Here is a 9,660-nt window from a genome sequence, read left to right on the forward strand (position 1 = left end):
GTAGGTGGGCAGCGTGTCCTGGCCGCCCGATTTGACGAACTCGGTGATGACGACATCGTCGAGCGAGATGACGAAGGCCAGCATCAGCCCGGCCAGGATGCCGGGCCACAGAAGCGGCAGCGTGATGCGCCGGAAAGTCTTCCAGGGCGTCGCGTAGAGGTCGGCTGCGGCACGCTCCAGCGTCAGGTCCATATTCTCAAGCCGCGCCCGGATCGGCAAATAGGCAAAGGGAATGCAGAACGCCGTGTGTGCGGCGACCAGATAGCCGATGCCGGAATAGCCGGTGAAGATCTTGATGCGCGAGAAGAAGATCAGCAGCGCCACGCCGGTGACGATCTCGGGCACCATCAGCGGCTGGTTGATCGCCGCATATTTGAAGGTGAGGCCGGGATAGGGCGCGGTGCGGGTGGTGGCGAGCGCCGCCATGGTGGCAAAGATCGTGGAGAGCACCGCCGCGATGGAGCCAATCTGGAAAGAACGCAGCGTGGCATCGACGACCTGCGTGTTCTGCCATGCCGACTGGAACCATTTCAGCGAAAAGCCGCCCCATTCGGAGGTCGAGCTCGCCGCGTTGAAGGCATAGATGACCAGCACGATGATCGGCAGGTACAGCACGATAAAGCAGGTCGCGGCGATCGCGGTGAATCCTGGCTGGTGCTTGATGGAAAAGTTCTTAGCCATGACGCACCCCCGATCTTCCGGCATTGCGCACATAGGCAAGCAGCGCCACCATGACGATGATCATGACGGCGATCGACAGCGCCGAGCCGAGTGGCCAGTTGCGGCCCTGCCCGAACTGCAGTTCGATCAGGTTGGACAACATCATGTTCTTGCCGCCGCCAAGAACGCTCGGTGTCACATAGGCGCCAAGTGCTGGAATGAAGACCAGTATGGAGCCGGCGATGACCCCCGGCTTGACCAGCGGAAAGATGATCCGCCGCAGCACCTGGAAGCGCGACGCGTAAAGGTCGTACCCCGCCTCGACCAACCGGAAATCGAGCTTTTCCATGCTGGCATAGATCGGCAGCACCATCAGTGGCAGGTAGACATAGGCCATGCCGATCAGGATCGCCGTGTCGGTGTAGAGTATCTGGATGGGCGCCGAGATGATGCCGAGCTTGAGCAGGATCGTGTTGACGATGCCTTCGTTGCGGATGATCTGCAGCACCGCGAAGGTGCGGATCAAAAGGTTGGTCCAGAACGGAATGGTAATCAGGAACAGCCAGAGATCGCGGGTCTTTTCGCTGCGCGTCGCCATGAAATAGGCGGTCGGGAAACCAAGCACCAAAGTGGCGATCGTCGTCACCACCGAGAGCTTGATCGAGCGCAGGAAGATGGTGACGTGGGCGGCGGCGATCGAAAGCGTGTCGTCGAAGATATCGCGTTCCAGAAACACCGATACCCAAGCTTCCGGCGAGAACTGCCACTTCACGTCGCCATAGGAGCCTGGCGTCAGGAACGAGTAGACGAGCACGATCAGCAAGGGGCCGGTCGCGGCGAGGAAAATGACCAGCAGCGCTGGCGCTGACAAAAGCCAGCGGTCACGGACATCGCGCCGCTCCGCTGCCTTGGCGACTTCTTCCGCGGTCGCCATCGTCAGTCCTTCAGAACCTGAGCGGCATCGCTGCCGATGAGGATGCCGACTGCGTCGCCCTTCTCGAAACCGCAGCCCGCGCTGCGCGTGTTCTGCTGGCGTACGGTGAAGAGTTCGCCACTGTCGAGATGAACATGGATGTGGGTGTCGGTACCGAAATAGACGATGTTTTCGACCGTCCCCGACAGTTCGCCCTTGGCCTTGGTCAGCTTGGCGTGTTCGGGCCGAACCACCACCGTGGCGTTGGGTTTGGGCTGGAAACCCTGGGCCACGGTCGCCTCGATGGTCGCACCGGATTTGAGCGTGGCGCGCGCCTTGCCGTTGGCCATCTCGCTGATGGCGGCGGTGAGGAAGTTGGTTTCACCGATGAAGTCGGCGACGAAGCGCTCCGCCGGCTTGTCGTAGATATCCCAGGGCGAACCGACCTGCAGGATTTTGCCCGATGACATCACCGCGATGCGGTCTGACATGGTCAGCGCCTCTTCCTGGTCGTGGGTGACGAAGATGAAGGTGATACCGGTCTCGTGCTGCAGCCGTTTCAACTCGATCTGCATCTCCTTGCGCAGTTTGTAGTCAAGCGCCGACAGCGGCTCATCGAGCAAAAGCACCTTCGGCTGCGGCGCCAAAGCGCGGGCCAAGGCCACGCGCTGCTGCTGGCCGCCGGAGATCTGGCTGGTGCGACGCCCGGCGAGTGCCTCCATCTTGACCAGCTTCAGCATCTCGGCGACGCGCGCCTTGATCTCGGCCTTCGGCTTGCCCAGCATCTCCAGGCCAAAGCCGATATTGTCGGCGACCGTCATGTGCGGGAACAGCGCATAGGACTGGAAAACAGTGTTGACCGGCCGCTTGAAGGGTGGCAGCGGCGCGATGTCCTGGCCGTAGAGCAGGATTTCACCGGCGGTTGGAAAGTCGAAGCCGGCGATCAGCCTGAGCAACGTCGTCTTGCCGCAGCCGGATGGCCCCAGCAACGTGAAGAATTCGTTCTCGCGGATAGATACCGAGACCGTGTCGAGGGCAGCTACCTGCCCCTCACCTGATCCGAAAATTTTGCTGACGTTTACTACTTCAATCGCATTCCGATCCGGTTTGTCCGGCACGATTACGCCTCACTGTTGACCCCGCTCTTGCTGGCGGAGCTCTTCCCCTGTTCGATGTGACCACATGGCCGGTGGGTTGGCAAGCCCGGCATTGGGTCACAGTTCAATCAGTCATTGAGGCCTGCAAGCCCCATGCCATAGTCAGGCCTGATAGGTGACCTTGCCGCCGCAAATCGTCGTCACCGGCCGCACCTTGTGCAGGTCGGCCGGGGCGGTGTTCTCGATATCCATCGACAAAACCACCAGATCGGCCATGTAGCCTGATTTCAGCGTGCCCTTGCGGTGCTCGGCGAATTCGGCGTAGGCGCCCTCGATCGTGTAACCGGCGATCGCTTCATGCAGTGAGAAACTCTGGTCCGGGTCGCTTTCTGCCCACGGTTTGCGCAACACTGCCGCCTGAATGCCCAGGATCGGATCGATCGGCGACACCGGCCAATCGGATGCGAAGACGACATGCGCGCCGGCATCCTTCAAGGTCCGCCAGGCATAGCTCAGCGGCCAGCGCGCCGGTCCGATGCGCGATACCGTCGGCTCCAGTGGAAAATCCATTGCGCCCGGCGGATGCGGCGGTTGCATGGAGGCAATGACGCCGAGTTCGGCGAAACGCGGCACATCAGCGGTGGTGGTGACCTCGATGTGCTCGACGCGGTGACGGCTGTCGCGCTTGCCGTTCGCCTTCTGCGCCGCCTCATAACCGTCGAGCACCGCGCGCACCGCGCCGTCGCCGATCGAATGCACGGCGATCTGCAGCCCGCGTCTGTCGACCGCGACGGCCAGATCGATGAACTGTTGCGGCGTGAACAGCGGCTCGCCCACCCAGTCGAGCCGGTCGGCATAAGGCTCGACCATGACAGCTGTCCAGGAATCGAGAACGCCGTCGTAGAACACCTTGACCATGCCCGACGACAGCCATTCGCTGTTGTATCGTTCGGCCATATCAGACGCCTTGTCGAGCATGTCGAGCGTCATGAAATTCTTGTAGTGGAACGGGATCTTGACGCGGCAGGGCAAGCCTTCCTCGGCGTCGATCTCGGCCAGCAGCTCAAGCTGATAGAGATTGCCGTCCATGTTCTGGATCGAGGTGATGCCGTGGCGGGCGCACCAGGCGAGCCCGCGTCGCATGATGTCGCGGTCGGCGTCCCGCTCCGCCGTCGTCGGCATCGGGTCCGGCTCGCCGCCGGTCGACAGCCCCAGCCGCACCCGGCCTTCGCCGGCAAGATCGAGCACCGGGCCAAAGGCCTCACCCTCGCGCAATTCACCAGCGGCCAGTCCATCGTCACCCATGACGATCTCATTGCCCGGACCAAGCGTGCGCCCCTGCAGGATGCCGGCCATTTCCAGCGCCTTGGTGTTGGCCCACATGGTGTGATGGTCGGGCGCCGCCATGCAGAACGGGCGATCGGGCAAGATGGCGTCGAGGTGATGGCGCGTCACGCGCTCGCTGCCGAGCACGGTGTAGTCGACGCCCTGGCCGACCAGCATCTTCGCGTCGGGCCGGGTCGGCGCATAGTCGCGGATCGCCTTCTGCAGCGCCTCGAAGCCATGAATACCGGTGAGTTGAAGGTGGGCAAGTTCAGCCCCGCCCGAAAACAGATGCATATGGGCTTCGATGAACCCCGGGACCACCGAACCGCCCTTGGCGTCGATGACCCTGGTGGCCGGTCCCTTGAACTCTTCGATGGAGGCGCGGCTGCCGATGGCGACGATTGCGCCATCCTTGACGGCGACAGCCTCGGCGGTGGGATTGTCGTCGTCCATGGTCTGCACGAGACCGTTGACGACGATCAGATCCGCATTGTGACCCGCACCTGTGACAGACATCGCAACTCCGCGCTTTTGACGACTGACTGGGACCGATAAACCCTCTTGTCCAACAACCTGCCACCCCACCGGAGCGACGCCATGGACGAAAAAGAATGCCAGTGCGCTGTCTTGGAAATTCCCCTTGTCATCCCGAGAGGCAGCGTGGATAAAGAATGCGACTGATTATTCGCGTTTGTCAACATGCCGAATCTGGAATGTATTGTGGACAGCAAGCTCCCACCATGTTGAGACCGGGCGGGGAACGAGGACATCGGACAGTGAAGCGCAGTCTCGATCGCAAAACCAGGATAGCGCTCGAACCGCGCAAACAGCCGCGGCAACAACGGTCGAGCAAGGTGGTCGATCGGATTCTCGACGCAGCGCTGGTCTTGACGCGGGAGCAAGGAACCAAGACGCCCACGACGCTCGCCATTGCGCAGCGCGCAGGCTTGTCGGTTGGTTCGATCTACCAATACTTTCCCAACAAGGAAGCCATTCTTCTGGACCTCGCCCGGCGCTGGCTGTCATCCTTTCCCGAGGTGATCGCCAAGCGTATCAAGGTCGCCCCGCCCACCAACCGTGAAGAGTTTCGGCGCGAAGTGCGCAAGCTCTTCATCGACACGTCCAGACTCTACCTCGAAAACGCCAGCCTGATGCCGGTGATCGAGGCCATTTCAGGCAACGCCGACCTCAGGCCGATCCAGAACGAATATGACGAGCAGATCATCGCGCTCTACGCCGCATGGCTGCAGCATGTGAACCCGGCGCTTGAAAACAAGATCGCCAGCCGGCTCGGCGTGCTGATGATGGACGTCGGGCACGCCTGCCGGCTTGTCGGGCTGAAAAGAGACCGCAAGACATACGACCTCATCGAGGACGATGTGGAAAGAATGTGGCTCGCTCTGGTGAGCCCTTATCTCAATCTTGAATCTTGACTGATTTCACACTTCGAGAGGAATTTATGAAGACTGTTTTCTCCCCTCTGCACGCCGGCCATGCCGGCCAAATGGAACTGGTCACATCAGCCATCGTGCCGGGTTTCGAAAAGCCATCGCGGGCCGAATTCATCAAGGCACGGGTCGAAAGCGAGAAACTGGGTCCCATCATCGCGCCGCACGAACACGACCTCGCCGCCGCCAAGCGCATCCACAAATCGGACTATATCGACTTTCTCCCGACAGTCTGGCCGCAATGGCTGCAAGCAGGCCTCACGGGCACGGCGATGCCCTTCACCTGGCCGACGCGCGGCCTGCGCGGCGACGTGCCGCCAAAACGCATCGACGCCCTGCTCGGCTATTATTCCTTCGATGCCGGCGCCACCTTCGTCGAAGGTACCTGGACGGCGATCAAGTCTTCCTACGACGTGGCGCTGACCGCCGCCGGCTTGGTCAAGGATGGCGAGGCTTCCGCCTTCGCGCTCTGCCGTCCGCCCGGCCACCATGCCGGGGCTGGCTTCATGGGCGGCTATTGCTACATCAACAACGCCGCCGTCGCCGCGCAATGGTTCCGCGACCAGGGCGCCAAACGCATCTCGATCCTCGATGTCGACTATCACCACGGCAACGGCACGCAGGAGATCTTCTACGACCGTGCCGACGTCCAGGTGCTCAATCTGCATGGCGATCCGATGGTCGAGTACCCGTTCTTCCTCGGCCATGCCGACGAACGCGGCGCGGGTGCCGGCGAAGGCTTCAACATCAACTATCCGATGCCCTTCGGCACCGACTGGGATGCATGGAACGCCTCGCTCGAGGATGCCTGCGCCAGGCTCACCGCTTATGCCCCGGATGTCGTCATCGTCTCGCTGGGTGTCGATACGTTCGAGAAGGACCCGATCAGCCAGTTCAAGCTGAAGACATCTGATTATCCAAAGATCGGCCGCCGCATCGGCGGGCTCGGCCTGCCGACGCTGTTCGTCATGGAAGGCGGCTATGCCGTCGAGGAGATCGGCATCAACGCGGTCGGCGTGCTGACCGGGTTCGAGGATCGGTAAATGCCTGTCGTCCCGGAGCATCTAGCGGTTTTGGGACAACGACAGGCATAAGCAAGGGACGGCCGGGACCGGGCGGCAACATCGCCCGGTTCCCACTATCGGGCCAAGGCACCAGCCTTCGGCACGGCAACCGGCGCGCCCATCTGTTCAATGCTCCCGAGCCTGGCGAAATCGACCGGCCGCCGAAATGGCCGGCGAAGGTTTTCGCGTCCCGGTCTTCTGTCCGAGGCGCGAAAACCGACCTCTGAGTCGCACGTGAGTCCACCGGATTCGATTTTGTCAAATCGCGTTTGATGTCAGATTCAACTGCGGGTAGATTAGACCCGAATCAGCCGGTCCTTGGGGGGCGCGGCGACCACCCAAAGTCTCTTGTTCCGGAGCTTTTCCGGCACCAGACGCGGACGGCTTCGCGTTCCCTGAATGGATTCGGGATTTGGTTCGGCGCAGCCTGCGCCACGCGTGTGTCTTCGTCAAAGTAATGCGTATTCGGGTTCGGCGGCTGGCTTCCAGCATCCGGACAGCAGAAACGATTCCGGCCAAAAGCAACAAGAATGAGCAGTCCCGCCGCACTTCTTCAATCCGACACATTGGGCTCGCGCCTGACGTCGCGCGGCGATCTCACCAGCTTTTTCATGCAACTGACCGCCGAGATCGGGGCCGACAGCTACATGTTGGTCGCCATTGTCCACGACCAGGACCGCAACGATGCGCGCATCGTCTCCTCCAACTGGATTTTCGATGCCATCGAGCTGATCGGCAAGCGGCTGATCGCCGGGCTCGCGCAAGGCGCGCTCACCGTCGCGCCAGGTATCCGTCCACATCCGCTCGTGGCATCCCGGGCACCAGAAACAGACGGATTGATCACCGGAGAGGAAGCCCGCCTTCTCGACGTGCTCGGCCATGCCGAAATCTATTCGCTGCGCCTTAATGTCGGTCGCCAGCGCCTGTTCGCCCTGTTCTCTGCGGCGACCGCCGGCAGCATCGACCAGCCGGCGTTGATGCGGGCGCAACTGAAATGCTGCTACGCGCTCTCGCACATCCCGCAACTGATTGCCGCTGCCGCCATGCAGGATCCGTTGTCGGATCGGGAGCGCGAATGCCTGTTCTGGGTTTCCGAAGGCAAGACCACCGACGAGGTCGCCGTCATCCTTGGCGTCTCCTCCAACACCGTCAACAGCTACATCACCCACGCCATCCAGAAATTCGCGGCCAGCAACCGCGCGATGGCCATCGCCACGGCGATCAGGAGCGGCATCATTTGAAACACGCCGATATCAAGGAAACGGCCGAAGCCCTTTTCAACGAGCAGCGCAACCCGTTCGGAGCCTTCACCCTTGGCTCCGAAACCCATCACGCGGTCACCATTCCCGATGCCGTGCGCCGCTGCCGCTGGATCGCCGTTGACATGAATGCCTCGGCTTTCGGCCTCTTCTTCGTAAGCCCCTCGCCCGAGCGGGCGCGGCTCGTGCCATGCTTTGATTCCGACTATCCGGGCATTGCCGTGGCGACCAAGTTCATCTCAGGCGCCAACGGCGAGGAGATCGTGCGCCACCCCCGCCTCTCGACCGAACCGCGCTGGTGGACGGATGACGGCGTCCTTGCCATGGCGGAGCTGTTTACCACTCTCGCCTGGACCGAGCAGATGGCGGCGCTGGTGCCCGGAACCAGCGGCATCGCTTTTCCCGTGCACGCCGACCGCGGCCAATGCGGTCTTGTCGTATTCCTGGGCTCGGAGATGACCTTGCAGCAGGATGCGCTCTACGAAATACACGCCCGCTGCTTTTCGCTGTTCGCCGCCGTCGCCCGCATCCGTCCGGGCGATACCGGCCGCATGCGGGCAATCTCCAAGCGCGAGCTCGAATGCCTTAAGCTGACCGCCAACGGCAACACCAGCGAAGAGATCGCGCGGCTCCTGAAACTATCGGTGCACACCGCTAACCAGTATCTGACCCAATCGACCCAGAAGCTCAACGCCGTCAATCGCAACCAGGCCGTGGCCAAGGCGCTGCGGCTGGGCTTGATCGAATAGGGGTTTTCGACAGGCAGCTCGATAGCGACCGACGTCAGCGATAGGCGAGCGGCTCGACCCTGCGGATGCGCGCCTGTTCGATCACCGCCTCGAGCAGCGCCGTATTGTGCTCCGGGTCTTCGCCCGGCTTCTCGAACGACACGTAGTTGACCGCCACCGAAGCGCCAAGCTCGCTCAGCGTCAGCTGGAAATAGACGGTGACGCCGGGCGGCCTCAGTTCCAGATCGAGCACGATGCGCGGGCTGCCGCTCCAGTCAACATGCGCCTCGCCGCCATGGCCGAGCCGCAGAGTGCCCGGCATGAAGAACAACTCGACCGCTGAATCGACCAGGTCCGACAGGCACGCGAAATGCTCCAGCCGGATAAAGGCGATGTAGTCGGCGACATCGATCAGCCTGAGTTCCCCCACCACCTGCTCGATGGCGCTGGCGACGATGATCTCGCGAGATTTTGCGTGCGGTTGCCGGTTCATGAAATCTGTCTGCGCTCAGCCTTTTTCGAGTAGACGATCCGCACCAGTTCGGCGACGGCCTGGTAGAATTGTGACGGGATCACACTATCGACCGAAACTTGCTTGTACATGGAGCGGGCGAGCGCCACGTCCTCGAAGACCGGGATGTTGTGTTCCCGCGCGATCTCGCGGATTTTCAGCGCCACCAGATCCTGCCCCTTGGCCAGCACCATGGGTGCCGAGTCCTCGTCGCGCACATATTTCAGCGCGATCGAGAAGTGCGTTGGGTTGGCGATGATCAGCGTCGCGCGCGGCACCGCCGTCATCATCCGCTTGCGCACCCGGTCGCGCGCCAGCGAGCGCAGCCGCGACTTGACGATCGGGTCGCCCTCGGACTGTTTGAACTCGTCCTTGACCTCCTGCTTGCTCATGCGCAGATCCTGCTTCCAGTGGAAGCGCGACCAGACGATGTCGATTGCCGCGATCAGCCCCATGACGAAGACGATCGCCACCAGGATGTCGACGGCGATGCCGCGGATGACGAGACCGAATGCGACTGGATTGGTGATCATCCCGGCGAGCAGCTTTCGGTGGTCTTCCGACAGCGTGAAGCTCAGCACGACGATGGCAAACCCGACCTTGCCGAGTGACTTCAGGAACTCGACCCAACCCTGGATGCCGAACAGCCTGTTC

The 9,660-nt window shown here is 61.9% G+C and carries 10 protein-coding genes; 4 read left to right on the forward strand and 6 right to left on the reverse strand.

Annotated elements, in window-relative coordinates:
- The 4 genes from EN749_RS22840 to EN749_RS22855 all read right to left on the reverse strand — a co-directional run.
- Positions 1-681: ABC transporter permease (locus EN749_RS22840; RefSeq protein WP_145990975.1), on the reverse strand; the 681-nt coding region annotated here is incomplete at its 3' end.
- Entirely contained in the window at positions 674-1,594 is a 921-nt protein-coding gene (locus EN749_RS22845; protein ID WP_127380734.1) for an ABC transporter permease, read from the reverse strand. The genes EN749_RS22840 and EN749_RS22845, both read right to left, overlap by 8 nt.
- Positions 1,595-1,596: 2 nt before the next feature.
- Positions 1,597-2,691 (reverse strand): ABC transporter ATP-binding protein, encoded by a 1,095-nt coding sequence (locus tag EN749_RS22850; protein ID WP_127380735.1) that lies wholly within the window; start codon positions 2,689-2,691, stop codon positions 1,597-1,599.
- Between the two features lie 141 nt (positions 2,692-2,832).
- Entirely contained in the window at positions 2,833-4,512 is a 1,680-nt protein-coding gene (locus EN749_RS22855) for an amidohydrolase (RefSeq protein ID WP_128364022.1), read from the reverse strand.
- A 260-nt stretch (positions 4,513-4,772) separates the two neighbouring features.
- On the opposite strand from EN749_RS22855, the gene EN749_RS22860 reads away from it, so the two are divergent.
- From EN749_RS22860 to EN749_RS22875, 4 genes are all read left to right on the forward strand, one after another.
- A complete protein-coding gene (locus EN749_RS22860; protein WP_127326863.1) occupies positions 4,773-5,429 on the forward strand; it encodes a TetR/AcrR family transcriptional regulator in 657 nt (218 codons plus the stop codon).
- A 26-nt stretch (positions 5,430-5,455) separates the two neighbouring features.
- Complete coding sequence (locus tag EN749_RS22865; protein WP_128289752.1) at positions 5,456-6,487, forward strand: histone deacetylase family protein; 1,032 nt, start codon at positions 5,456-5,458, stop codon at positions 6,485-6,487.
- A 551-nt stretch (positions 6,488-7,038) separates the two neighbouring features.
- Positions 7,039-7,749 (forward strand): helix-turn-helix transcriptional regulator, encoded by a 711-nt coding sequence (locus EN749_RS22870; RefSeq protein ID WP_127268993.1) that lies wholly within the window; start codon positions 7,039-7,041, stop codon positions 7,747-7,749.
- Positions 7,746-8,516, forward strand: a complete 771-nt coding sequence (locus tag EN749_RS22875) for a helix-turn-helix transcriptional regulator (protein WP_128364023.1) — start codon at positions 7,746-7,748, stop codon at positions 8,514-8,516. Before EN749_RS22870 ends, EN749_RS22875 begins: the two co-directional genes overlap by 4 nt.
- Before the next feature lie 34 nt (positions 8,517-8,550).
- On the opposite strand, the gene EN749_RS22880 is transcribed toward EN749_RS22875, so the two are convergent.
- Positions 8,551-8,988 carry a hypothetical protein gene (locus tag EN749_RS22880; protein WP_127380740.1) on the reverse strand — a complete coding sequence of 146 codons (438 nt, stop codon included), beginning with the start codon at positions 8,986-8,988 and terminating at the stop codon, positions 8,551-8,553.
- Positions 8,985-9,660, reverse strand: a 676-nt coding sequence (locus tag EN749_RS22885; protein WP_128364024.1) for an EscU/YscU/HrcU family type III secretion system export apparatus switch protein, incomplete at its 5' end; no start/stop codon positions are given. The genes EN749_RS22885 and EN749_RS22880, both read right to left, overlap by 4 nt.

Origin of the sequence: Mesorhizobium sp. M7A.F.Ca.ET.027.02.1.1 (assembly GCF_004022985.1) — a bacterium.
Classification (GTDB): domain Bacteria; phylum Pseudomonadota; class Alphaproteobacteria; order Rhizobiales; family Rhizobiaceae; genus Mesorhizobium.

What these genes read in the sequence shown, in the direction of transcription:
- EN749_RS22880 (WP_127380740.1), bottom strand. Translation starts at nt 8,988, where the DNA reads ATGAACCGGCAACCGCACGCAAAATCTCGCGAGATCATCGTCGCCAGC.
- EN749_RS22870 (WP_127268993.1), top strand. Translation starts at nt 7,039, where the DNA reads ATGAGCAGTCCCGCCGCACTTCTTCAATCCGACACATTGGGCTCGCGC.
- EN749_RS22845 (WP_127380734.1), bottom strand. Translation starts at nt 1,594, where the DNA reads ATGGCGACCGCGGAAGAAGTCGCCAAGGCAGCGGAGCGGCGCGATGTC.
- EN749_RS22855 (WP_128364022.1), bottom strand. Translation starts at nt 4,512, where the DNA reads ATGTCTGTCACAGGTGCGGGTCACAATGCGGATCTGATCGTCGTCAAC.
- EN749_RS22865 (WP_128289752.1), top strand. Translation starts at nt 5,456, where the DNA reads ATGAAGACTGTTTTCTCCCCTCTGCACGCCGGCCATGCCGGCCAAATG.